A 23,848-nucleotide genomic window follows, 5' to 3' on the forward strand; every position below is an offset into this window, starting at 1 on the left:
AGTTCTATTAACATCTTATTTAAAAATAATTACTCATCCTTTTCTTTCTTGACTTCTACATCATATGTTTTTGATTTTACTATTATAAATATATTATTATTTTCATCTACTGCTCTTTCTAAAACGTTATACTTAATTAAAAAATTACTTTTACATGGAATACTACTATCAATGGAATATGTTATGTAACTATCACAATTTAATAAATTCTTTTTAACTTGATCTTTAATGCATGAATTTATAGATAAACTTCCTGATTCACTTAATTCGATTATATAAAGTTCATCACTATGACGTTCACACTGCTCTGCAAAATCAAATCTTTTAATTAAACTTTCCCAATTTTCATACATACTATTTTCTCCTTTAAATTATAAATACATATTATATAATAAATTCTGCTAATTCAAAAAATTTTTCTTCACTGTTTGTTATTAAACAGGATTTAAAATCACTTATTATCTTTTAAACTTCTTTTATCTTATTTAGATTTTATATATATTCCTCTCATCTAAATTAATTTTACAACCCTCTCCTTAACTTTACAATTTTTATTTGTAATATTTTTCATCAAGTACTTATTTCTCAAAATATTGCTATTTTACACACATTATATATTCTCATATAAATTTGAATAATAAATTTTAAGTTCAAATAAAAGCAACTTATCTATGTAAAATTAATTTGATTCTACTTTATTTGTTATCTATCTCTTAAACTACCTAACTCCCAATATTTCTAATGGTTCCCCACCGTTATGGGGGCAGCTACTCTTGTAAGAATATCATTTTTCTCTATTTTCATATTCTTTAATTAACTTATAAAATGTATTTCTCTTTAATCCTAGCTGCTCCATTGCTTTATTACCCGTTGTTTCTCTGCTTTTCCACTTACTATATACTTCTACCCAATTACTCGGATATTCTATTTTCTTACGCCCCTTATATTTACCTTTTTCTTTTGCTATCTCTATTCCTTCCCTTTGTCTTTCAAGTAAATTAAATCGTTCAAATTCATAAATTGCTCCTATCATAGTTAACATTAACTTTCCTGTGCTAGTTGAAGTATCTAAATTCTCTTTAAGGCTAATTAACTTAACCTTTTTACTTTCCAGCTGCTCTACAATATCTAATAAATTCTTAGTACTCCTCGCAAGTCTGCTAAAATCTTTTATATAAACAGTATCTCCCTCTCTTACAAATTCTAATAACTCTATTAACTTTTTTCTATTAGTATCTTTTGCACTTACCTTTTCAATAAAATACTTTTCAATTCCTAAATTCTCCATAGCCTTAATTTGTCTTTCTTCATTCTGATATACCGTGCTAACTCTTATGTATGCTATTTTCATTTGTATATCCCCTTTTCTATTTTGTGTTAGTGTAATTATATCGCGCTATTGATTTAGCGTCTATAGTTGATAAATATTTATTTTAAAATGTCAAAAATAACTTCAAACAAACACTTTTGCAAATAAATCTATTTACCATTTAGACTATTATTAATAGGACACTAATAATGTTGAAAAAATATTCAAAAATAGTAAAATAAAACTACAAGAATATAAAATCAATAAATATTTCAGAATAGGAATTAAAAAATGATTGGAATATATGCTATTAAAAACACGTTGAACAATAAATACTATATAGGCGAAAGTATAAATATTGAAGAACGATGGGAAAACCATAAGTTACAAATGGGAAAAAATCATCATAGAAACAAAAAGCTAAAAAAAGATTTATTGAAATATGGAATTAATAGTTTTGAATTTATTATAATTAGAGATTTAGATTATTTAAAAACTATACAATCAAGCGAAGTTATAGAGAATATACTTTTAATAATTGAGAGTTTATATATGAATAAATATGATAGTATAAATAATGGCTATAATAAATCAAATTCTTTAATGGCAAAACTCAGAAGACACCCAGAAACTGCACAAGAATTAATGAACTTATACCAAAAGATTTATCAAAACAATGACGAATATAGTTATAAAATCTAATTTGAATTTGTGGAAGAATAATTTATTACACTAAAAAAGGACTCGTCAAAATTGGTGAGTCCTTCAATTTATCATTTACTTTTTAAATCATTCATATACCCTACAATTTCATAGTATTTTAACCCATTTAATGTAAACCCTTGATATCTATCAAGAATTATATTTATACCTGATTTAACGTATTTTATTCTACCAATACAACAACAAATTATTTGTTTCTTATTTGATTTCATATGTTTAATGTACGATTCAATAATCTTCATATTATTAAATTCAGTTTCATTATTAACAACAAAATACTCTGCAAAATGAACTTTAACACTATCGACTTTTCTAGTAGTCAAATTAATATACCCATGCCTTTCCATCAATTGCATGTTGTGTACATAACCAATAATACATCTTATTCGGGTATCATCATCTTTTTCTATCTCATTATACATTCTTGTTATGATATAAGGTTCTTTTCCATCTTTGCTTTCTATTCCTTCATCAAATAATTCTGCTTCATTACCTTTTGTTTTAGAACCAGTATTGTTATTATATCTCTTACCACCATCAATAACATATATTGTTCCTACTTCACTATCTTTTTTATTAAATCTATTAAATGCACTTTCTAACTTATTTACAATATGTTTGTTTGATAAATTTATTTTACTTACAAATTGCTTTTCTTTTGATTTTTCTCCTATCTCTTCATATATAACCTCATTCATACAGCCATTTATATGTGGAGTACTAGGAAATGTCCTAAAAAACTTAATATTACCTTTTCTTTCAACAAAACTTAATTTCGCTTTACACTTATCTTCCGTGCAAAACAAATTCCCTCTATAATTCTTATAATATTCATTCTTAGTAAGCTTTATAGCTTGTATTTCCTTAGAAATATTGCCATTCTTGTATAACGCTTTATTAATTTTCATACTCAAAACACCTTTTACCGAAATATTACTTAATTATTGTATATTTCTACAAAAAGTATTTAACCCCTTTATTTTCTCTGGAAATATTTAAATAATTTTCAGATTAAGTATTGACTTTAAGATTTAGTCTTAATATATTGGGGACTCCTGTGGACACGTTAGATTATAATAACCCTAGAAATTAATCTAGGACATTAATATATTGAGTTCTCTGAATTGTATCATCATATTACTCTACTTATAAATAAATCTTTACCATATTACAAACTGTTACCCTATAATATGTATACTATTGACTTAAATCCCGTTCTAATGAACCAGTTTCCTATAAAACACCCGTATAATTTAATTTAACGGTCATACGTACCCGTTTAAGGGGCAAATATCATAAGTAGAGTAATTATACTTGTCCCACTCCATTTATGCGTCTGCGGAGATAACATACTAATATTATTTATACTTGTAATAGTGCTTGTACAAGTAACCTACGTTCTAAAAAATGGTGTATTTAATTTTCACTATATGCCCTCTCTAAGCATTCTAAAGCTTCAAGATGTATTTGTTTATCTATCTCTCTTGTATCATGTTCTACCACGTATTTTAAGGCTTTTATTTGACGTTCTAAGGTTCTTCTATCTGTTGGTGTAACTACTTCTAATATATTAAATCCCTACTTTCTTTTCATATTTATGTGTTTATTAAAGCTTTCTAATGGATTGTATTGGTCAAAATCCTTCTTTAAATACTCTCTTAACTCCTTTCTTAAAGTAGCAGCCAACGGAATTATTAAAGGCTTTCTATTTTTTGTAGTGTTTAGATAAACAACGTTATTATAAAAGTCTAAGTCTTTAATTTTTATATTTATTAATGTTCTTGTTCTGCAACCAACACCCATAAAAAATTGACATATCATATAATTCCGATACTCTATGAAATCACATTTCTTGGTGTTTGGTTTTTTCAATAATTGCCTTAACTCTTCATCGGAATATGTGGGAATAATTTGTTTATCAAATCTAGGAGCTTTTATATTAAATCTCTCTATATACCCCATTTCCATAAAGTAATATAATACTGTCCTAAGACTTCTCACATAAGTATTAAGGGTTATATCCTTGATTTTCAAATTACTTCTACAATCTAAAATAAACTGATTTACAATTAACCTTGTAATATCTTTAACTGGCATATTAGGATTAATAAATTTAAAGACTGTTTTTATAACTCCTTCATGGTGTTTTATTGTATCTTTACTTAAATTTTTCGTAATACAGTAAATTTTGAAATCTTCAAATCCATCATTAAAAGTCATTTCATAATCGTTCATTTGTATCTTTTTGATATTATCACCTCCAAAACTATACACATTCTTGAATTCTTAAAATCCGTAAAGCCTTGTATAATATTAGGTACAACAAAAAAGGACTATACAAAACTTACCGATTTTTGATTAAATCTGATAAATTTCATATAATCCTTTAAAACTCTTAAAGCATTGATATTACTGTATTTTCTTATTGGCGGAGAGAAGGGGATTTGAACCCCTGATAGAGTTGCCCCTATACACGCTTTCCAGGCGTGCTCCTTCGACCACTCGGACATCTCTCCATAAATATGGCACTAAAATCTATGATTTTAAGTGAATCACTTACTCAGCAAACGTATGTGAGTCGAATTTCCTTTATCAATCATTTTGTGCTTTATTATGATATCATATATACTTTTTTTATTCAACTGAATATTTCGGTAATAAAATTTCAGTAAATATTTTTGTAATACAGTCTCAGTTATAAATTCCCTTAAATAATGTCTTTAATATCTTTTACTTTAGCATGACTTATTTAGCAGCTGCCTTCAATGAGTGTTGTTATAGTTGCATCTGGATAATTTACCTTCTTTAATCTTACTATAAATCCTGATTGGTTCTCTTCAACTTCAACAAAGGTCATTATTTTCCCATTACCCATGTCAGGAACTGAAGGACATAAGAAACCTGAATTCACATAAATTGCCTTATCAAATCCTAAAAAGCTGTGTTCTTTTAATACAGGTGCATGAGTATGCCCCATTACCACAACTTTATTTTTAATTTTATTATAGCTCTCATTACATAAAACTTTTCCGTAATCATCTAATGAATTATTTATATTAACCAGCAAAAGTTCAATAACATCATCTATATTTTTTATAACGCGTGGAAATAAATTTTCAATTTCAGCTGCACTTATTGATGTCCCATCTGGCATCGTAAAAATCAACTCTTTTGGATTCTTATAGCCAACTAAATTTGAAAGATTTATCATTAAAATATGGGCAAAGCTGCCATAATCATCTTTAATCGTTGAAATAATTGTTTTTATAATACTTTCTTTATCTGGATAACCTTGATTTAACAGCTCAGCTGAATTCTGTTTATTATCTTTTTGAAGTTGCTGTCCACACCAAAGTGCTGCAACTCTTGAAATAAAATAGCCTATAGGTAATGGCTTATATATATTGCTGTTATTATTATCAGATTGACAAAGTAAATCGTAATAATGACCATGTTCAGCATAAATGCCATTATTTCCATAGATCCTATCTAAACATACTATCTGCTTATTTGTGCTGCTTTGAAGTTTGATATAGTTGTTTAATTCATCAAAATCTATAGTCATATCATGATTTCCACGAACATAACATAGATTTCCTTGTATACTGTCCATACAGGTTATGAAATCCCCATCAGCTTGCTTAGTAAATATCCCAGGATTACTATTTATAATTTCAGTTAGTGAAGCTGAAATTTGTGGTTCAGGTGTATACATCCATAGTTCTAGCCAATCCCCAAGAATAACGACATCTTGTATTTCATTAGAATTTGTTTGTATATATTGCAGGATTGCTTTAAGATAGATCTCATGGGCAGAGCTTTGATACCAATTTTCTGGTGTGTTTGTCCCAATATGAACATCACTAATAAAAATATACTTCATTATTTCCCCTCCTGTAATTAAAACAAAATTATAAATTAAATATCTTCATCTTCTAATGTATATAAATTGCGTCAAAGAGGTTCGCACTACATATTTTATATTCATATTTATGTAAATACTCGTGATGTAATTTCATTATCACAACTTAATATATGTTGCAATTAGTTTCCTGCATTTTATATTAAGGCATTTGCTTAGCTTACAAATATCCTAAATGTAACTTCATTATTGTAAAATATATAGATCAAATTTTATTTTCCTCACTTCCAGCAATTAACAAAATCTTACTATAGATATTATCAAAGCATGGTAATAGATAAAAGTTCTAATTTGTTAAAATTAATTCAAATATATGTAAAAATTATAATTCGCATAAATATTTTTCTTCATATAATAGCATTGAGGTGAATTAAAATGACAAATAATTTCAAAATATATAATAAATTTTGTCATGCTTTAGACTTAAACTTCTCTAAGCAGATCATGGAGAGATTAGGACAATTTGGAGATGATGCAGCTACTGGTAATAGAGCGGCAGGATCAAAAGCCTGCTATGATGCTGCAAATTACTTATATGATAAATTTAAAGAAGCTGGTCTTAAAAACGTATCATTGGACAAGTTCCAGGTTAATGGATGGACCTATAAAGGTGCAAATCTGGTGTATAAAGATACTGACGGATCGCTTAAAAAAATTATTTTAGGTGGATATGCTTCAAATATTCAAGCTGTAAATGAAGATGTTACTATAGTTGATGGCGGAAAAGGTACTGTCAGTGAATTAAAGGCTTTAGGTGATATAAGAAATAAACTGGTCTTGGTGTCGGTAATTAATCCTCTTGAGGAATACTGGATTAATCTCCCTTCCTATGAGGCTCATCTTAAGGGGGCAAAGGGTGTATTAATCTCTTTAACCTGTGGAGTAGATCATGATAACATCTTATTTTCCTGGGATCTTCAAGCACCCGCTTACTGCTCTACTTTATCTATAAGCATTAAGGATGTGAAAAAATTAAAAGCCTTAATTAACTCAAATCCTGCTAAAGAAATTAAAGCTATCTTCAATGCAGATTCAGTAGTTGAACCTTATGCAGATTCTTATAATGTTGTTGGTGAAATAAAAGGAAGAACTTCAGAAGTAATATATCTAACCTCTCATTATGATGGTTATTATCATTCCTTTTTTGATGATGCAAATGGAGTTTCATCAATGCTTGGCATAAGTAAAGCTATAATAGACAGCGGATATACCCCTATAAAGACCATAAGAGTAATAGCTCATGGAGCTGAGGAATGGGGACAGGGCTCTAAAGATTATGACTGGTTATGTGGCTCTTATTATGAAATAGAAAAAATTCATCCTGAATGGAAGGAAAAAGCTTTTGCTTTAATTAATTTAGACGGAAATTTCCCAATAGCTAAAGAGAGAAACTTCAGAATTTACAGTTCCTATGAATTATATGATTATACTAAAAGGTTTATAAAATCTTCTATTATTAGAGGCTTCTATAATTACGAAGTTGTTTGCCCTGGTCTTATTATTGCAGATGATTTTTGTTATTACAAGAATGGAATTCCAACGCTTATGCCAGGAGAAAACTTTGATAACTCTATATATTTCAAAAATTATTATCATAGCACTATGGATAGTAAAAAAGCTGGCTTTGATGCGGGAACCTATGAATTAATCCATAAACTATATGGTAAGATTCTTTTGGATTTCGATTCTCTGCCAATAAGGCCTTTAGACTTTAGTACACGCTTTAAGATCATGAAGAAAGAGCTTATACCTAACATTATCGACAAGGACTTAGAATACGCTATAGAAGAGGCGTGTAATACTTCTAAAGAATTATCTCTAGCTATTCAAAGTATAAATTCCTCTTACTCTGATCTACTCAAAAATGGCGACCATATATCCTGTAAGTCCATAAGTAAAGAATCGATTCATATTAATTTTATGCTATTTATACTATTGAAAAAAATCCAAGATACCCTTTTAGCTTTTACGTGGAAGCAGGATATTCATGCAATGACCTTCCCTCACTCTGTTGCTATGCAGAATATATCCTTACTAAATAATGCTATATCAAGTTTAATAGCACAAAATCTTCCTTTAATGGAGATTGTTGAAAAGTATATTAAACCTATTGATAACAATAGCTATGTCTTTGAATTCAGCAAAGAAAATTATGATTTATTTTCATATAGAATACCTTTTGGTAACGACAATACCTTTGCAAGCAATATGATTAAAAAGCCTAATGAAGATTTATATGAACTGGCACATTCCCTTAGAGCAAAGTCAAAAGAACCACATCCAGACTTAAGTGCTGAAATTAATATTCTAAAAAATTCTTTAAAAAGGCAGCACAAATATTTAAATGAGATTTCTGCTAAAGAAATTGAAGATATTAAAATCATAGTGAAATTAATGAATAAGATTATAAATGCAATAACTTAATGATATAGATATTTAGATAAGTTATGTTTAGAAGTTCATTTCTCTTAAGCATAACTTATTTTAAAATTTCATTATTAAAGATATCATACATGTTTATTAATAAAATTTATAATACAATTTATTTAATAATTATCAGTTCAACTTTCACATTAGTAATCATTTTTTTAGACAATATTGCTAGCAAACAAGTTTCTAGCAATACTTAGATGTTTATTCTTTAGATATTCTGGTTGATATGATAAACTTAAATAAATCTAAATAGAAATTTTGCTTTATTTTATCTAATAAACTAAATGACTAGACTTCATTCTCTAGGAAAGGATGGCGACGTGATAAAAAAAATACTAGTAAATACCTTAACCTTAATTCGAATACCACTGACTATATTGTTTATAATACTTTTTATTAATAATAGTGTAACCTTAGAATTGCTAGTCTTATTTCTCATTTTATTAACTGACTTCATTGACGGAAAACTTTCTAGGAAACTTAATGCATCATCTAAGTTCGGAGGCATTTTAGATGTATATTGCGACTTGTTTTTTGTATTGTGTACAAGCATATTATTTAATGTTTATAATCTTGTAAACATCGCATATACCATTATATTAGTTTTTAAATTCATAGAATTTAATATAACTTCCTATTATGCCGGTGCTTCCAAAAATAATATCCCCTTTGTATTTGATAAGATAGGAAAAACTGTAACAACCCTTTATCAGACCGTTCCTTTTGTTGTTATTCTTCCTGTTGTGTCAAAGTACTCCTGCTTATATATTGTCTGCTTAATGACCGGTACAATAATATCAAGCATATTAAGAATTTTTAGTTTAGTCACATTAAAAAAAGTAATAGACTAAAGTGGTTTATCTATAATTGACTGTACAATAAAAGGAGAGCCGAAGCCTTGAGGGATACCCCCTCAAATTTTCAGCTCTCCTTCCTTAATGGCTTTAAGCCTTTTCTAGCCAAACCATCCTTATACAGCTATTTACCCTGTAAACTAGACTTATAAGTTCTATAAATTTTAATGATAAGTTGCTATTATACTTAAATAAACATATAAATATTTATAATCTAAATTAGCAGTATAATAATAAAATTTATATAAAACTATTTTCTATAATTTAGAACATGAACAAAAGTAGCTTTATTTATACATATAATCTCTAGTCCATTGTAAATCGTTATTTACACCCTTACTAAATAAGAATTGATGAATATTTATATTTCCAGTATGGAATGATGCTGCGCAGGCATTTAAATATAATCTCCACATTCTTATAAAGGTTTCATCCTTAGTTTTTCTTACTTCTGGCAATGCATTTTCAAAATTCTCTGACCAGTGGTCTAAAGTTTTTTCATAATGAAGTCTTAAATTTTCCACATCAATTACATTAAACTTTTTATCAGACATACAGTTAATCAATTCAGAAACTGCTGGAACATATCCTCCTGGGAAAATGTATTTATCTATCCATGTATTGTTTCCACCAGCCTCTATAGCTGTTATGCAGTGAAGTAATGATAAGCCTTTATCCTTTAATAGTTTATCTATAGCTGTAAAATACTCATCAAGATGATCCTGCCCTACATGCTCAAGCATACCAACGCTAACTATTTTATCAAACTCTCTGTTTTTTAATTCTCTATAGTCAGCGAGTTGAACTTCAACTAAATCCTCTAAGCCTTCGTTCTTTATTCTTTCGTTAACCTTAGCTAACTGCTCTGAACTTAAAGTTATTCCCATGGCCTTTACTTTATATGTCTTTGCTGCTGTGATAATAAGTTCACCCCAGCCACAGCCTATATCAAGTAAAGTCTCTCCCTCTTTTAAATCCAGCTTCTTAAGAATGTGCTCAACCTTATTCTTCTGAGCCTGATTTAAAGAATCCTTTTTAGACTTAAAGTATCCACAAGAGTATGTCATGCTATCATCCAGCCATAACTTATAAAAATCATTTCCTATATCATAATGGAACTCAATATTTTTCTTACTGTTCTTAATATTATTTGTAGCCATTTTAAGCAGTTCTCCATATTTACTGCTACTGCTTAAAAAGCTCTCTTTATTATTATACAAAGACTCTATAACCTTTTTTACGCTTCCTTCGATTTCTATCTTATTAGTCATATAAGCTTCTCCAAAGGTTATTGAAGGATCCTTAATAATATCCGCTTTAGGAATAGGCTCATTAAAAATTATTTTAAATTGAGGTTCACCTTCCCCATAGACTTCTGAGCTTCCATCCCAAAGCTTTAACTCGAAAGTATCTGCAAACAAATTTTTGAACAATGTTTTATAAAATATTTTATCAATAATCATTACGGTCATCTCCCTATTTAAATTTAATTTATCAAATATAAAAATCAGATAAAAAATGCATAAACAAGGCACATGCAAGAAAATAATAAATCAAGGACAAGACATATATTGAGGGTCAAACAAGAGCAAAATCCTGCTCTTTGCTTAGTTAGAATTTGGCGACTCAGTATAATGTAAATAAAACAAACATACTGATCTATTATTTTTTGATTGTGTCTAAATTTGAATTAATACTTAAATAACTCTTTCTACTTTTAAATCTGCATCCATAAGTTTTGACTAATTCTTTATTTCTTAAACAACATCATTTAATTCTAAATGTTTCTTTATAGCAGCGGCGGCTGCATCAGTATCATGAGCCTTTAAAGCTCTCCATATTTCTTCATGGTTGGTTGTAACCATTTCTTTATTAAAACTATGAACATTTGAGTTTTCAATATACTTTTCAATTAAGGAAGACATAGAAAACATAACTGTTGAAATCAAATGATTCCCAGAAGCCTGTGCTATTTTATAGTGAAATCTTTTATCTAGCGATGCAGAAGCTTCTGCATCTGAAGCATTATTCAATTCCTCCATTATCTCCTTTAATTCCATAAGCTGCTCATCAGTTATGTTTTTTGCTGCAAGAGCTGCTGTTTCTGGCTCAATTATCTTTCTAAGCTCGAGGACATCATCACCCTTACTTCCAAGTAGTAAAAAAACAATGGACAAAGGTTCAAGTAAACTATTTTCAAAATTCTCATTAATAAAATTTCCTTCTCCATGCCTAGATTCAATAAGACCAAGCATTTGGAGAGATTTTAAAGCTTCCCTGATAGATGCTCTACTGACTTCGAGCTTATCACATAATTCTCTTTCTGAAGGCAATTTATCTCCACTTTTTAATTCACCTTTTTTAACAATATCTTTTATTTGTTCAATTACCATTTCGTATATTTTTGTGCTTTTTACAGGACTTAACATCTGTACCTTCCTCTCAAAAGTTGATCTATTGTACTTTTAATAAATATCCAAGCAGCTTATTGTAATTTTTTTCTGCTAATAGTTCTCTATTTTTAGAATTCTCCATTTTGTCATTAAGTACATTGATGTTTTTTCTAAAGTTATCTAAAGTATTTATTATAGCGGTTTTAAAAAGCGGAACAGCATCAATTATTCTTTTTAAGCCATATACATATTCATCATCGCTAAGCTTAAAGCATTGAAATAATCCAGAAGTAAGCCTTCCATCTGAAAATATGTAAATGTATCTGTCTCTCATTTCATCAGATAGGTCAACTTCTATTTTATGCTTATATAATCTAAAGATGACATCTCCCTGCTTTACAAATATGGGAAATATGCTGGCGAAAAGTCTTGTTATATCATTATCATTATCATCCTCATCAATTAAACCAGAAAAGTCATTTTCATTAAGCTTTGTGACAATTTCATCAGTAAAGATGATGTTTTTTATTTCTTTAGCCAGCTTTAACTTTAGCTTTTGTTCCCTTTCTTCATTTAATAAATTATCAATAGAGTTAAATAACTTATTAAGTGTCTTCATACCCTTTTGGGAATTGTTTTTGTTCTCATTCACAATACCACCTCCATAAATATTTTAGCACACAAAAGGAAATAATAATTCCAAAGATGCCTTAATTAAAAAATGTTGAGAATAAATTCCATAAAATAGGTGCTATTAATACTGTTACAATTCCTGAAATTGCAATAGTTAATCCACTCATAGCTCCTTCAGTTTCACCTATTTCCATAGCTTTAGCTGTTCCCACAGCATGAGATGCACTTCCCATAGCAATTCCTAACGCCACTTTATCATTTATCTTTAATATTTTATACAGGAATGGTCCAATAATAGAACCTATTATTCCAGTAATTATAATAGCAACTACAGTTATGGCTGGAAGTCCTCCCAATTGATTAGATAATGCCATCCCTATAGGTGTTGTTATAGATTTAGGTATTAATGATTTTGCAAGCTGACCTGAAAGATTAAACATTTTAGCAAATACAATTACAGATATTATTCCAGATGCTGACCCGCATAATATACCTGCTAAAATAGGCAGAGCATTTGCCTTAAACAAAGAGAACTTCTTATATAAAGGCAGTGCTAATGCAATAGTTGCTGGCGCTAAAAAGAATGAAATTACCTGTCCTCCGTTATTATAATCCTCATACTTAATATTGAATTTCATTAAAAATACGATTAAGATTATTATTGCAATAAGTAACGGGTTAAAAATTGAAAGTTTAAGTTTCTGCTTGATTAAAACACCTATTTCATAAGTGATTAATGATATTAATACACCAAAAACAGGGGAGCTTATTATATCATTCATCTTGTGCACACCTTCCTTAAAAATTTAACGACATAAGCAGTTACAATCCACACAATAAAAGTAGTAATAATAACTATAAAGGTAAATGGCATGACTTTTCCTTTTAACATATCAAATGATGTCATAAGCCCAACCCCTGCTGGAATAAATAAAAACGACATATGAGATATTAATACCTCACATATATCCTCGATCATTTCGACCTTGACTATACCAACGGATAAGCCTAAGAAAAGTAGAATCAATCCGATAACTGTGCCTGGTATAGGTAGTTTGAATACTAGTTGAATTATTGTTCCTAAAAAATATGCAGCTAAAATAATCATTAATTGCTTTAAATATTTCAAAAAATCACCTCTTTAGTAAAGAATCATTGGTATAGTGGTCAGACCAGTTGTTGTTAATATATCACATCTTCTTTAATATTTCAATCATTATTATTCCAAAAATATGCCTCTTTTCACTATATTACTAGGATTCTTTTTATTTTCTCCACTTTATCTCTATTTATGTCTAATTTCCTGTACAAGTATAAAAAAGTGTCCTAGTCCCTGGATAAATCTAGGTTCTAAGACACTTAACTTATATATAAAATTATTGGAGGACACACAACTTTAAGAGTTATAATTTATTTTTAGGCTATAGATTTTACAGTATATCCAGCCCTTCTCACAGCATTCTCAAGTGTATTATCACTTATATCTGAATGCATTTTAACTTTTGCCAAATTACTTTTTAAATCTACCTCAGCATATACATCATCTAAACTATTAAGTTCATTCTCAACATGAGCGGTACAATTTTTACATGTCATACCTTCAATATATATAGTTTTAGAGAATTTATATTGCTCTAAGTCAATTTTATTTAACTTTTTCTTCTTTGTACTTTTCTCTACCGTTCCACCGCAGCATCCATATCTAACCTTTTGGATAAGGTTCATAAATGAATAGGCTACAATTACAATAATTATTGCACTTATTATGTATGTTGCCATAAAAAACACCTTCTTATATAATTTAAATTTATTTAAGTATACTACATAAAAAACCACTTGACAATGATTATCATTTTCTATTTTTTAAATTATTTTATCTAATAATTATATCTATATAAAATGAGATACGAATTTATTGCCTAGAAAGAAAATGTGCTATATATTAAACCTCTATAATAACTAAAATCCCCCCCTGAACGTCGTTTACAAAATATTTCATAAGTGCTACCATATTTATATTAAATATGTAATAAGTTTTTGCATGGAGCAGCACTAGACGCCACTCTAGCAGACGAATAAGAAAAATTTATACAAAAGGTGTGAACATTAATATGTTTTTAAAAGACTTTAAAGCTACGTTAGCTACAGACAACTTTATCAAATTATCAATATTATTATTTATCTGCTCATCAGCTTCAGCACTAGTAAATCCTTTTCTTTCTATATTTTTGTCTCAAAACTTAAATGCCAGTGCATCACAAATCGGCCTATTTGTTTCTCTTAACTCCATATCTGGAATTATCATTAGTACCATTTTAGGGCGTATATCAGATAAAGCATCAGATGGTAGACTAATACTAGCAATAGCAATTTTAGCGGGTCTTATAGGATACATCCTCTATGCATTAATTACTCAGTTTTATCTCCTTTTAATTGTATCAATAATATTTATCGGATTGTCCTCTGTTATAAATTCTCAGATTTTTGTATATGCTAAGCAAAATTTCGATGGAGATGAGAAATCACAATCAAAAATTACATTTCTAAGAACTTTTGTATCAATAGCATGGGTAAGCAGTCCGTTATTAGGGGCATTATTAGATGACAAATTAGGCTTTAACGGCCTTTTTTTAGGAACATCTATAAGTTACTTATTTAGTTTCATAATTTTAATTATATTTTTTAAACCAAAGCCTAAAGAATATATTGAACCTAAGAAAAATGATGTAAAAAAAGATAAAGTCTATAGCAATAAATATATTATAGAATGCTTTATTGTTTTTACTTTACTTCAGGTAATTAATACTGTGCTTAACACGAGTGTACCTTTATATGTCACAGAAAACTTACATTATGGAAATGCTTATATTGGTATTATTTCAAGTTTTGCAGCATTTGCAGAAATTCCATTTATGATCATATTGGCTAGTTTATCTATAAAATTTCCTATAAAACATTTAATAAACGCTGGTATTATTACCTGCTTGTGCTTTTTAATATTGCTATTGTATGTAAATAACATTTACTTAATTATCTTCATACATATTTTAAAAGCTGTATTTGTTTCTGCTTACATGGGGATTGGAATTGCATTTTTTCAAGATATGATGCCAAATAGATATGGTACTTCAACAACTTTATATACAAATACCACTCGTTTAGGAACTATATTAGGTGGTATGGTAATAAGTATGTTTAGCGTATCTTATCCTCAAATTTTCATTATATTAATCATAATATGTGTTCTAAGTTTAATAGTTTTTAATTTTGCAGATGAGGGTTATAAAGAATCAGATATAAAAATCGCAAAATAGACCTTATTTCTTATCATTCGATTGTATATTGTAATGATTGAATAATTACATTATCATAGAGTGTAGTGGATAAATAAAATGCATGCTAAAATTTTGTTCTGCATAAAACAAGGGGTAGATTATTTTGAATATTAAAACGAAAATTTTTACATTTACTTTTGTTGCTGCTTTAACTTTGCTTCCAGCAACTTTTGTACAAGCTGATGATAAACCTGCTGCACTTAGTGTATCAAACATTATTCCTATAACTAATTCGCAAAGCATAACAAAAGCTGAAGATAGTAATCCTAACATAACTTCAACCATTGGCTGGAAGAATGAAAACGGAACTTGGCATTATTATAAATCTGACAATACCAAAGCAATTGGATGGATTAAACCTGATAGTAACTGGTATTACCTTAAAGAAGATGATGGATCAATGGCGACTGGTTGGTTATCTTACGGAAATAAATGGTATTACATAGATAATTCAGGAATTATGACCACAGGATGGAAACTTATAAATAATAAATGGTACTTCTTTAACAGCTCAGGAATCATGGCAACCGGCATTCAGTCTGATGGTTCTAACTTATATTATTTTACTGACTCAGGAGTTTTGTCTACTAATAGTGGATGGACAAAAATAAATAATAAGATGTATTATGCTGATAATGATGGTAAAATAAAAACTGGTTGGCTTAAAGATAAAGATAATGGTAACTGGTATTTCCTTCAAGGTGATGGAAGTATGATAACAGGTCTTTATAACATAGATAATAAAATATACAATTTTAATGATAATGGATCTATGGCAACCGGATGGATTAACATAAATAACTATTGGTATTATTTCAATGCTGGTGGAGATATGGCAACAGGGTGGGTAAGCCTTGGCAGTCAGAAATATTATTTATATGATACTGGAGCTATGGCCACAGGATGGATAAGCCTTGGCGATCAAAAGTACTATTTATATGATACCGGAGTTATGGCGACAGGATGGATAAGCCTTGATGGAACATGGTATTACTTAAATGATGATGGTTCTATGGCAACTGGATGGTTTTCATCTAATGGAAGCGATTATTATTATCTAGATCCAGCTACAGGTAAGATGCTCACTAATACTACCATGGATGGCTATACGCTTGGAGCTGATGGAAAAAGATATAAACCTTCACTTAATACTATTCCTTTAAGCACAAGCTCAGAAAGCTCAGATAGTAAGATGAAAAAAATATATAATTCGGTAAATAGTGCTGCCAAAAAGTATGACTTGGATTCAAAATTAATACTGGCTATAATAAAAGCAGAATCTAATTTCGATCCAAATGCAACTTCTAGCTCAGGAGCTGCTGGATTAATGCAGATTTTACCTTCAAACTTTACATATGTTGGGATAACAAACGGATATGACATAGACCAAAATATCAATGGAGGGTCGAAATTATTAAAAGACTACTTAAACGAATTTAATGGAGATGTTCAAATGGCAGTGGCAGCTTATAACGCAGGACCAGAAAGCGTAAAAAATGATGGAGTTTTATCTGATGCTGATTTATCAAAGATGTCACAAGGCGTTCAGAATTATGTGAAAACAGTAATGAACTATTACAAAAATGCAGACATCGCTGCGAACGGAGGAAATCTTATAGAAACTTAAAATAAGTTTTATAATATAAATTTTACAGCTTTTTTACTAAAGCTTAAGCAAAAAGGGAGTGACAAACTGTTTTGAATATTAAAAAGAAACTTGCTGTTTTATCAGTATTAACAATGTTCAGCTTGGTTCCAGCACTAGGTGTACAAGCCGCTACTGCTGATGCTAACATAACATCAACTATTGGCTGGAAAAGCGAAAATGGAGCTTGGTACTATTACAAGCCAGATAATACGAAGGCTGTTGGATGGATTAAACCTGATAATAGCTGGTATTACTTAAAAGAAGACGATGGCAAAATGGCAACTGGATGGATTAAGGACAATGGCACTTGGTATTACCTAGATACAAGTGGTGCTATGGCAACTGGCTGGAAGCTGCTAAATGGTGACTGGTATTTTCTAACTGGTTCAGGAGCTATGGCAACTGGAATCCAGAATGATGGTTCAAACCTATACTATCTTAAAGATTCAGGCGCTCTAGCAACTACTACTGGATGGATTAAGCTAAATAAAAAATGGTACTATATTAATAATGGTGGAAAAGTAGCTACTGGCTGGATTACAGACAATAATAAAAAGTACTACCTACAAACCGATGGAAGTATGGTAACTGGCACTAATACAATAGATGGCAAAGCATACACATTTAATGATAGCGGTGATTTAAAAACAGGATGGATACAGTCAAACAATAACTGGTACTACTTTGATTCTAATGGAAATAAGGTGACAGGCTGGGTAACTCTTAGCGGAGTCAAGTATTATCTAAAGGATGATGGTACTATGGCTACTGGATGGCTAAGCCTTAACGGAAGCAAATATTATCTTCACGATGATGGCTCTATGGCTACTGGATGGATCACATTAGATGGAAGCGATTATTATCTAGATACAACTACTGGAAAAATGCTTACTAATACTACAATAGATGGCTATAAGATTGGTGCTGATGGAAAGAGAACTGGAACTTCAAGTCTAAATACTGCTCCACCTCCATCCACTAACAATAGCGGTGGAAATACTTCCTCTGGTAGTACAAGTAATTCTTCTGGGCAGTATTACGGTATAGATATTAGTAATTATGATGGCACTATAGACTTTAATGCAGTAAAATCAAGCGGCGTTCAGCTAGTATATATAAAAGCAACTGAAGGGACAACCTTTATAGATCCATATTTACAGGTTAATTATAGTGGTGCTTCGGCTGCTGGATTAAAAACTGGTTTCTACCACTTCTTAGTTGGTACAAGCGCTCCCGAAACTCAAGCTGATAATTTCTATAATAACATAAAAGATAAGAGAAATGATTTAAAACCAATGTTAGATATAGAATCAACAGGCTTTGATGTTATGGATTATACTTTAAGATTTATAGCTGAATTTAAAAAAGTAAGTAATATGAATATAGGTATATATACATATAGCAGTTTCATAAGTAATTTAGATGGAAGATTGTCTACCTATCCTTTATGGGAAGCAAACTATAACAATACTCCACTTCAAAATTTACCAACAAATAGCGTATGGTTTTCAAGAGTCGGGCACCAATATAGCGATACAGGATATGTTACTGGAATAAGTACTGATGTAGACTTAGATGAGTTTACAGGAGGTATTTTCTCATAACAGCTTTAAATTTAGAGGTAGGTAACTTAGTACAAAAATCATTTTGACATAAGAGGTATGAACTATGAAGTATGGACACAAGCATAATCGAAACAAAAATAAAAACAATAAAAAAGCTAAAATTACTATTTTATTTATTATTATTTCTATATTAGCTATAATAACTGGCACTATAATAACGCAAAGATTTTCAGCAAATACAAAAGCTGCCCAAGCACTTGGATCTGATAAAAATACTGCGTCTGGATCAGATAGCAATCAAAGTAAAAATGGAACGGATAGTAATTCACTTACAACTGAAAGTAATTCTGAAGTAGAAGATGCTGCCTTTGTAGAAAAGTACTTAAATCAACAAATGAAGGGTCAAATGCCTGATGGAGCCGATGGTAAAAAAGTTGTTTATTTAACTTTTGATGATGGCCCATCAGAAACAGTTACTCCTCAAATATTAGATGTTCTTAAAGCAGAGAATGTACATGCAACCTTCTTTCTTATAGGAAAATATATAGATAAAGATCAATCGAGCAAAGATCTAGTAAAAAGAGAATTTGATGAAGGTAATGCAATAGGTAATCACACTTATTCACATGATTATAATTATCTATATCCAAATGGAAAAGTAAATTTAGATAATTGTATGTCTGACTTTGAAAAGACAAATCAATCTCTGAAAAGTATTTTAGGAGAGGATTTTTTACCAAGGGCTGTTAGATTCCCTGGTGGACAAATGACATGGGATAAGAAGGATCCTTCAGGGGCAAAAGCCATGGATAATGCATTACATGACAAAGATATGCATCAAATTGATTGGAATGCATTATCTGGAGATGCAGAAGGGGCACCTAAAAATGCAGATCAATTGACACAAGAGCTCATAAAAACCGTGGCAGGCAGACAAAAAGCTATAATATTAATGCATGACACTTATGGCAAGGAAGAAACAGCAAAGGCCTTACCTGGAATAATAGACTATTTAAAAGGACAAGGATATGAGTTTAAGATTATAAAGTAATGTTAAACATCTGAAATAAAATAACAAGTCCAAAGCTAGCATAAGCATTTTCATTGTACAAGGAAGAAAGGTTTCATCATAACGTACTTATTGTAATGAAACTATTTAATCTCCCTATGATTAAAAATATTCTGGCAGATGGACTTGTTATTTTTTTATTCTTAAAATGGATATACGTAGGCAGCATCAGGATTTGGATCTTTTTCTATTTGCTCAGCAACTATAATTGGATCTACTTCAGCTCCAGAAGTTTCAGTTTTAATTTTCCCCTTCACTTTTACCCAGGTACCATTATCATATGCTCCAAGCTTATTACTATCACATTCAATTCCTGCAACTTGCAGATCTGCTGCACAACATACCATCATAAATCTGCCTAGTATAAAGTTGTTTTCTTTTAAATCTAAATCTTTGCCTTTATATACGAAGCCTGACATTTCTATTTCTTTGTCTTTATATTTATCAGGATTTCCTAGAATTTCATCAAGAGAAGTCACAAAATTTTTTATATTTATTTGTATAACATTATCTTTAATATCCAGCTTATTTTTATCAACTTTTCCTTCCCCATCACTTTCAACTTTTCCACTATATAATTCATAATCTGAGTTATCAGAAATTAAGTTACTCTTAAAATCAGTATTTTGAATTGAAGAGTTGTTTGAACTTGCAGCAGAATCAGTACTTGTGGCTGCATTAGAGTTTGTGTTTGCATCACTTGCTGCAACTGCTGAGTTTGCACTAGTATTTTGCATAAAGAATATCATTATTAACGGAATTATAAAAGTTATATAATTTTTAAGCTTGATTTTCTTTTTCTTATTACGACCACTGTCTGTAATTAAAAATAACGCGATTATAAACATTGATATCATTCCAAAGATTGCAAATGGGATCATTCTTGGGTGTACATACAGTATTATTTCATTATCCTTAATAATCTTAAAGTAAAATACCGAAAAGCCAAGTAATATTAGTATCTTAATAATTATATCTAGATTTAATTTTTTCACATTATTCATCTCCAAATTAATGTTAAGGCACATAAAAATAAATAATAAGTCCAAAAAGCTGCCATGGATATTTTCTATTTATTTAATTGTGCCTAAGGCATCTTATAATAAAATATACTTATACTCAATTCTTAATATTCTACAATAATCTAAAATTAATGAGAATAATAAATGATACAACGAGAATCGCAAATATTAATTTAAGTACAAACTTCTTTTTAAAGCTGCCAAAAAGCATTATTGTATTTTTAACGTCCAGCATAGGCCCAACTACTAAAAACCCCATTATAGAATTCATTGAAAACTGCTTTAAAAAGCCTTTAGCAATAAATGCATCAGAGGTTGAACAAACTGAGAGTAAAAAAGCTAAAAGCATCATTAATAAAAGTGAAATCCTGTTATCCTTAGGAATAAACATATTATTATTTATGGATACTGTAATTTGAAAGATGCTAGATAAAAATGTACCAATAATCATAAATTTACCTATGTTAAAAAACTCATCTCCTGCATGAATAAATACTGCTTTTATCTTATCTAACTTTTTGCCGGAAGAAACAGCGCTATCATCGCAAAAACCGCAGTTGCAGTTAATTATTGTATCATCACTTTTTAAAATATTCTCATCTTTCTTTGTCCAAAACTGCATAATTAAGCCCACTAAAATAGAAATTACTATTCCAGCAGTTATCCTTGAAATCACTATACTTTTAGTGCCTTCAAAAGCATACATAGTTGAGATAATTGCTATTGGATTTACTATTGGTGCTGCCAGCATAAAAGTAACTCCTGCCGCTAATGGTATTTTCTTTTTAATAAGACCTTTAACAACTGGTATTGTTCCACAATCACATATTGGAAATAATAAGCCTGCCAAAGCTGCAACTATACATGACAAAAAAATATTTTTAGGGAATATTTTAATAAAGGTCTCTCTAGATATACAAATTTGTATGATTGCAGATACAAAACTTCCTACTAAAATAAAAGGAAGGCCTTGTATTAATATGCTTATAAATACAGTGTAAAATTTTTTGAATTCATCTAAATATTCATTCTGTGTATTAGTATCAGACATTGATGCAGTAACTAAAAAGATAAATATAAACATTAATAAACTTACATAAAATAATGTTTTTAAATAGAAACCTTGCTGCTGATTAATTTCTATATATTCCTCTTGAAAAAGCTCTTTTATGTTTAATAATGAAGAATGCTCCAGGAGGCGAGCTGTTTCATTAATGTTTCTAATTTCCTTTTGAATATTTTTAAATTCTTTTTTATTTAACTTATCAACATTATTTAAAACTATAGTATCACTATTAAAAATAAGAGGAACTAACATACCTCTCATATTTCTAAGAAATATAGAAAACTTTTTAACATCAATAACTGTTACTATATCATCAATTCTACATAACTTACTTATGCTTTTATCCTTAAATGTATCAATAACAGCATTTGAATTTTTCATACCATTTACTTCTATGAATATTCTGTCAGGAGAATGCTGCTTTATGATATTTTTTATATAATCTGCAGTAATATCATCATTTCCATCATTTTTTATTACAGTAACCTTATTTTTGCTTTTTGAGTTATTAAGGTCAGTATTTATTTCACATCGTCCGAATTCATCTTGAATAATAACAATAGTTTCATTTTTTAGTTCATCACCTTTAAGCATAGAATTTATAAAATTTGTTTTTCCAGATTCAAGAAAGCCCATTATTATTTCAACTTTTATATTCATAATTTACCTCAAAACATACTTTAAATAGATTTATACCTTTAAATATTTATGTTGCAATTAAAAACTTACAATGTGCAATTGGCAATTATCGAATTTACTTTAATTTTGATATCCCTCCTTATCACGATGAATGTGGATTTTCTTAAATTCAATATATTATGTGTGAGACATTCTAACAAAACATATTTACATAATAATATTTTATATCTATGCTGCATTGGTGATTATTATGATTCAATAAATTAAAGTAACATTTTTTTCTCACTCCATTCTGATAAACCCATTGATATAACTAAGTTTTAAAATCAAGAATTTTTATATTTTCAAAGACATAAATAAAGGGTGCCGTATACTTCCTCTCACTAGATACGTGAGGGCATGTACACAGCACCCTATAAAATAGAGATTTGAATCATAGTATATGATCCCATATGTTTTTTAAAATGGATATAAATATGAAGTATAAGGATTAGGATCTTTTTCTATACTTTCTACTACTATGACTGGCTCTGCTTCATAGTTAACAGTTTCGGTCTTAATTTTCCCCTTTACTTTTACCCAGGTGTCACTATCATACGTTTGCAGGTTATTGCTATCACATTTAATTCCTTTAACTTGTAAATCAGCTGCACAACACGCCATTACAAATCGGCCTATTATAAATTCATTAGCTTTTAACGTTGTATCCTTATAGACAAAACCCGTTATTTCTATTTCCTGTCCTTCGTATTTATCTGAATCTTCTATAAGCTTATCAATTGAATTTAGAAAATTATCAGCACTCACTTCAATAACATTATCATTTCTAGATAGCCCATCCTGTCCACCATTTTCCTTCTGTGAGTCAGAAGAATTAATATTATCATAAGCTAAGTTAGAGGCATTTAATATTTCATTTGAATTTGTATTTATTTCATTAGCTTTTATTGAAGAATCTGCATTAGCATTTTGCATGAAAAATATCATAATCAATGGAATTACAAAAATTATATAATTCTTAAGTCTCATTTTCCTTTTTTTCATATGATGTCTATCAGTAATTAAAAATATTGCAACTATAAACATTGCTATCATTCCAAAAATTGAAAATGGAATAATTCTTGGATGTACATATCTCAGTATTTCATCATCTTTAATAATCTTAAAGTAAAATATGGAGAAGCACACCAATATTAGTATTTTAATAATTATGTCCGCATTTAATTTTTTCATATGC

General features: G+C 29.4%; 20 protein-coding genes and 1 tRNA gene. 6 read left to right on the forward strand and 15 right to left on the reverse strand.

What is annotated here, in order from left to right; genetic code table 11:
• Positions 1 to 29: 29 nt before the first annotated feature.
• Both CDLVIII_RS00165 and CDLVIII_RS00170 read right to left on the reverse strand, forming a co-directional pair.
• A complete protein-coding gene (locus CDLVIII_RS00165) occupies positions 30 to 353 on the reverse strand; it encodes a hypothetical protein (RefSeq protein WP_009167460.1) in 324 nt (107 codons plus the stop codon).
• 431 nt (positions 354 to 784) lie between these two features.
• Positions 785 to 1,351 (reverse strand): recombinase family protein, encoded by a 567-nt coding sequence (locus tag CDLVIII_RS00170; RefSeq protein WP_009167461.1) that lies wholly within the window; start codon positions 1,349 to 1,351, stop codon positions 785 to 787.
• Between the two features lie 249 nt (positions 1,352 to 1,600).
• On the opposite strand from CDLVIII_RS00170, the gene CDLVIII_RS00175 reads away from it, so the two are divergent.
• Positions 1,601 to 2,011 carry a GIY-YIG nuclease family protein gene (locus CDLVIII_RS00175; RefSeq protein ID WP_009167462.1) on the forward strand — a complete coding sequence of 137 codons (411 nt, stop codon included), beginning with the start codon at positions 1,601 to 1,603 and terminating at the stop codon, positions 2,009 to 2,011.
• A 71-nt stretch (positions 2,012 to 2,082) separates the two neighbouring features.
• Here CDLVIII_RS00175 and CDLVIII_RS00180 read toward each other — a convergent pair whose 3' ends face one another.
• From CDLVIII_RS00180 to CDLVIII_RS00195, 4 genes are all read right to left on the reverse strand, one after another.
• Positions 2,083 to 2,940, reverse strand: a complete 858-nt coding sequence (locus CDLVIII_RS00180) for a hypothetical protein (protein WP_009167463.1) — start codon at positions 2,938 to 2,940, stop codon at positions 2,083 to 2,085.
• Between the two features lie 670 nt (positions 2,941 to 3,610).
• Complete coding sequence (locus CDLVIII_RS00185; RefSeq protein WP_050816217.1) at positions 3,611 to 4,267, reverse strand: tyrosine-type recombinase/integrase; 657 nt, start codon at positions 4,265 to 4,267, stop codon at positions 3,611 to 3,613.
• A 191-nt stretch (positions 4,268 to 4,458) separates the two neighbouring features.
• Positions 4,459 to 4,548, reverse strand: a tRNA-Ser gene (locus tag CDLVIII_RS00190).
• Positions 4,549 to 4,781: 233 nt separating this feature from the next.
• Positions 4,782 to 5,915, reverse strand: coding sequence for a metallophosphoesterase (locus CDLVIII_RS00195; RefSeq protein ID WP_009167464.1), 1,134 nt, complete (start codon positions 5,913 to 5,915; stop codon positions 4,782 to 4,784).
• A gap of 414 nt (positions 5,916 to 6,329) precedes the next feature.
• On the opposite strand from CDLVIII_RS00195, the gene CDLVIII_RS00200 reads away from it, so the two are divergent.
• On the forward strand, positions 6,330 to 8,378 hold the full coding sequence (locus tag CDLVIII_RS00200; protein WP_009167465.1) for a M28 family peptidase: 2,049 nt from the start codon (positions 6,330 to 6,332) through the stop codon (positions 8,376 to 8,378).
• 1,150 nt (positions 8,379 to 9,528) lie between these two features.
• Here the strand turns inward: CDLVIII_RS00200 and CDLVIII_RS00205 are convergent.
• The 6 genes from CDLVIII_RS00205 to CDLVIII_RS00230 all read right to left on the reverse strand — a co-directional run bounded on the left by CDLVIII_RS00205 (position 9,529) and on the right by CDLVIII_RS00230 (position 14,046).
• Positions 9,529 to 10,704, reverse strand: a complete 1,176-nt coding sequence (locus CDLVIII_RS00205; protein ID WP_009167467.1) for a cyclopropane-fatty-acyl-phospholipid synthase family protein — start codon at positions 10,702 to 10,704, stop codon at positions 9,529 to 9,531.
• 294 nt (positions 10,705 to 10,998) lie between these two features.
• The gene (locus tag CDLVIII_RS00210) at positions 10,999 to 11,670 is read right to left on the reverse strand and encodes a FadR/GntR family transcriptional regulator (RefSeq protein WP_009167468.1); all 672 of its coding nucleotides are present in this window, start codon (positions 11,668 to 11,670) and stop codon (positions 10,999 to 11,001) included.
• Positions 11,671 to 11,695: 25 nt separating this feature from the next.
• Positions 11,696 to 12,286: a hypothetical protein gene (locus tag CDLVIII_RS00215; protein ID WP_009167469.1), complete on the reverse strand. Its 591-nt coding sequence runs from the start codon at positions 12,284 to 12,286 to the stop codon at positions 11,696 to 11,698.
• 58 nt (positions 12,287 to 12,344) lie between these two features.
• The gene (locus CDLVIII_RS00220) at positions 12,345 to 13,049 is read right to left on the reverse strand and encodes an LrgB family protein (protein ID WP_009167470.1); all 705 of its coding nucleotides are present in this window, start codon (positions 13,047 to 13,049) and stop codon (positions 12,345 to 12,347) included.
• On the reverse strand, positions 13,046 to 13,396 hold the full coding sequence (locus tag CDLVIII_RS00225) for a CidA/LrgA family protein (protein WP_009167471.1): 351 nt from the start codon (positions 13,394 to 13,396) through the stop codon (positions 13,046 to 13,048). Before CDLVIII_RS00225 ends, CDLVIII_RS00220 begins: the two co-directional genes overlap by 4 nt.
• A 287-nt stretch (positions 13,397 to 13,683) precedes the next feature.
• Entirely contained in the window at positions 13,684 to 14,046 is a 363-nt protein-coding gene (locus CDLVIII_RS00230; RefSeq protein ID WP_009167472.1) for a heavy metal-associated domain-containing protein, read from the reverse strand.
• A 332-nt stretch (positions 14,047 to 14,378) separates the two neighbouring features.
• Here CDLVIII_RS00230 and CDLVIII_RS00235 point away from each other — a divergent pair, with 332 nt between their 5' ends.
• The 4 genes from CDLVIII_RS00235 (at position 14,379) to CDLVIII_RS00250 (ending at position 19,866) form a co-directional block, all read left to right on the forward strand.
• A complete protein-coding gene (locus tag CDLVIII_RS00235; protein WP_009167473.1) occupies positions 14,379 to 15,581 on the forward strand; it encodes an MFS transporter in 1,203 nt (400 codons plus the stop codon).
• A 124-nt stretch (positions 15,582 to 15,705) separates the two neighbouring features.
• Positions 15,706 to 17,229, forward strand: coding sequence for a transglycosylase SLT domain-containing protein (locus CDLVIII_RS00240; RefSeq protein WP_009167474.1), 1,524 nt, complete (start codon positions 15,706 to 15,708; stop codon positions 17,227 to 17,229).
• 71 nt (positions 17,230 to 17,300) lie between these two features.
• On the forward strand, positions 17,301 to 18,854 hold the full coding sequence (locus tag CDLVIII_RS00245) for a GH25 family lysozyme (RefSeq protein WP_009167475.1): 1,554 nt from the start codon (positions 17,301 to 17,303) through the stop codon (positions 18,852 to 18,854).
• Between the two features lie 64 nt (positions 18,855 to 18,918).
• Positions 18,919 to 19,866, forward strand: coding sequence for a polysaccharide deacetylase family protein (locus CDLVIII_RS00250; RefSeq protein WP_009167476.1), 948 nt, complete (start codon positions 18,919 to 18,921; stop codon positions 19,864 to 19,866).
• A 161-nt stretch (positions 19,867 to 20,027) separates the two neighbouring features.
• Here CDLVIII_RS00250 and CDLVIII_RS00255 read toward each other — a convergent pair whose 3' ends face one another.
• The 3 genes from CDLVIII_RS00255 to CDLVIII_RS00265 form a co-directional block, all read right to left on the reverse strand.
• Positions 20,028 to 20,879, reverse strand: a complete 852-nt coding sequence (locus CDLVIII_RS00255; RefSeq protein ID WP_009167477.1) for a TIGR03943 family protein — start codon at positions 20,877 to 20,879, stop codon at positions 20,028 to 20,030.
• A 139-nt stretch (positions 20,880 to 21,018) separates the two neighbouring features.
• Positions 21,019 to 22,632, reverse strand: coding sequence for a permease (locus CDLVIII_RS00260; RefSeq protein ID WP_009167478.1), 1,614 nt, complete (start codon positions 22,630 to 22,632; stop codon positions 21,019 to 21,021).
• Positions 22,633 to 23,070: 438 nt separating this feature from the next.
• Positions 23,071 to 23,844: a TIGR03943 family protein gene (locus tag CDLVIII_RS00265; RefSeq protein WP_009167479.1), complete on the reverse strand. Its 774-nt coding sequence runs from the start codon at positions 23,842 to 23,844 to the stop codon at positions 23,071 to 23,073.
• Positions 23,845 to 23,848 lie beyond the last annotated feature (4 nt).

Source organism: Clostridium sp. DL-VIII (assembly GCF_000230835.1).
GTDB lineage: Bacteria > Bacillota > Clostridia > Clostridiales > Clostridiaceae > Clostridium.

Excerpts from the sequence above, each read along its gene's own strand:
- CDLVIII_RS00165 (WP_009167460.1), bottom strand. The coding sequence starts at position 353 with ATGTATGAAAATTGGGAAAGTTTAATTAAAAGATTTGATTTTGCAGAG.
- CDLVIII_RS00170 (WP_009167461.1), bottom strand. The coding sequence starts at position 1,351 with ATGAAAATAGCATACATAAGAGTTAGCACGGTATATCAGAATGAAGAA.
- CDLVIII_RS00175 (WP_009167462.1), top strand. The coding sequence starts at position 1,601 with ATGATTGGAATATATGCTATTAAAAACACGTTGAACAATAAATACTAT.
- CDLVIII_RS00180 (WP_009167463.1), bottom strand. The coding sequence starts at position 2,940 with ATGAAAATTAATAAAGCGTTATACAAGAATGGCAATATTTCTAAGGAA.
- CDLVIII_RS00185 (WP_050816217.1), bottom strand. The coding sequence starts at position 4,267 with ATGAACGATTATGAAATGACTTTTAATGATGGATTTGAAGATTTCAAA.
- CDLVIII_RS00195 (WP_009167464.1), bottom strand. The coding sequence starts at position 5,915 with ATGAAGTATATTTTTATTAGTGATGTTCATATTGGGACAAACACACCA.
- CDLVIII_RS00200 (WP_009167465.1), top strand. The coding sequence starts at position 6,330 with ATGACAAATAATTTCAAAATATATAATAAATTTTGTCATGCTTTAGAC.
- CDLVIII_RS00205 (WP_009167467.1), bottom strand. The coding sequence starts at position 10,704 with ATGATTATTGATAAAATATTTTATAAAACATTGTTCAAAAATTTGTTT.
- CDLVIII_RS00210 (WP_009167468.1), bottom strand. The coding sequence starts at position 11,670 with ATGTTAAGTCCTGTAAAAAGCACAAAAATATACGAAATGGTAATTGAA.
- CDLVIII_RS00220 (WP_009167470.1), bottom strand. The coding sequence starts at position 13,049 with ATGAATGATATAATAAGCTCCCCTGTTTTTGGTGTATTAATATCATTA.
- CDLVIII_RS00230 (WP_009167472.1), bottom strand. The coding sequence starts at position 14,046 with ATGGCAACATACATAATAAGTGCAATAATTATTGTAATTGTAGCCTAT.
- CDLVIII_RS00235 (WP_009167473.1), top strand. The coding sequence starts at position 14,379 with ATGTTTTTAAAAGACTTTAAAGCTACGTTAGCTACAGACAACTTTATC.
- CDLVIII_RS00250 (WP_009167476.1), top strand. The coding sequence starts at position 18,919 with ATGAAGTATGGACACAAGCATAATCGAAACAAAAATAAAAACAATAAA.
- CDLVIII_RS00260 (WP_009167478.1), bottom strand. The coding sequence starts at position 22,632 with ATGAATATAAAAGTTGAAATAATAATGGGCTTTCTTGAATCTGGAAAA.
- CDLVIII_RS00265 (WP_009167479.1), bottom strand. The coding sequence starts at position 23,844 with ATGAAAAAATTAAATGCGGACATAATTATTAAAATACTAATATTGGTG.